The organism is Pseudomonas sp. P5_B2, from assembly GCF_056400445.1.
In genome coordinates this window covers 1-1,407 of record NZ_JBFULH010000883.1, presented here as the reverse complement: position 1 = coordinate 1,407, position 1,407 = coordinate 1, and the positions used below count along the sequence as shown (strand labels likewise).

General features: G+C 54.8%; 1 protein-coding gene. It reads right to left on the bottom strand.

Annotated elements, in window-relative coordinates:
* Positions 1 to 1,407: helicase-related protein (locus AC1DRJ_RS27700; RefSeq protein ID WP_477804954.1), on the bottom strand; the 1,407-nt coding region annotated here is incomplete at both ends.

Below are 1,407 nucleotides of genomic sequence, written 5' to 3'. Positions count from 1 at the left end.
GATATTTGTGTGGCAGTTCGCTGGGTTTGATCAAGCCCGATTGCAGCAGGCGGGTGATGAAGGTGCCGGTGCCGGTGAAGGGGTCAAGAATATGCACGCCCTTGCTGCCTAGTGTTTGGCCAAACTCCTGTTGCAGCAGATGGTTGACGCTGTGGAGGATGAAGTCCACGACTTCTACAGGCGTATAAACGATACCTAGGCGCTCAGTCATGCGCGGGAAGGCGTTAGCGAAAAATTTGTCGTAAAGCTCGACGATGATTTTCTGTTTACCTTGGGCGTTGTCGATGCCGGAAGCACGTTGCCGTACGCTGGCGTAGAACTTCTCTAGGGTATCGGCTTCCTTGGCCAGGTGATGTTCGTGAAGTGCATCCAGCACGCCTTGCATGGCCTTGGACATGGGGTTGTGACTGGCAAAGCTGTACTCATCGAACAGCGCATCAAACACCGGTTTGGTTACTAGGTGCTGGGCGAGCATTTCGACAACCTCACCATCGCTGATGCTGTCGTTGAGGTCGTCACGCAGCTCTGCGGCAAAGGCGCTGAAGGTGGCCTTCTCGCTAATGTTCGCTGGATTTTCTAGGATAGCCTGGATGCGGTCGATGTGGGTTCGGGCGATCTTGGAAATGTCGTTTGCCCAATCTTCCCAGTGTTGGCGGTTGCCGCACTTATCTACTATCTTGGCATAGATGGCTCGTTCGATTTCACCCACCTCGTAGGTGAGCTGACCTTGTTCGGTCAGTTGATCCTTGCCGTCATTTTTGCCTCGCTTCTCACCAATACCGTGCCCACCTTTTCCCGGCAGTTTTGGCTTCGGCTTTTGTTTCTTATCGACCTTATCGGTTATGGCGATGACTTCCATCTTGCGCCGGTCGGGGCCGTTCAGGTCGAGCTTGTTGATGGTGGCGTCAAAGCTGTCGTCGTGGGAACGTAACGCTTGGAGAACCTGCCAGACGACCTTATAGGTCTGGTTGTCGTTGAGCGCTTCATCGGCCTGCATTCCTGCGGGAATTACCACCGGCAGCACCACATAGCCCCGCTTTTTGCCCGGTGCGTTGCGCATCACCCGGCCAACTGATTGCACCACGTCCACTTGGGAGTTACGCGGAGTGAGGAACAGCACGGCATCGAGCGCTGGAACGTCCACGCCTTCGGACAGGCAGCGCACGTTGCTCAGCACTCGGCAGGTATTGGGCGGAGTTTCCTCTTTCAGCCACGACAGCCGAGCTTCCTTTTGGCTGGCGTTCATGGTGCCATCCACATGCTTTGCATCGCAGATCAGACGCGAGGCTTCATCTATCTCTTCCGACTCCTGATAAGCATTCACCACCGACTCAAACATATCGGCGATGTTGATGGAGCTGACCTTGTGTTTAGTGCCCTTGTAGTTTGGTGAGATCACCTGGCAGA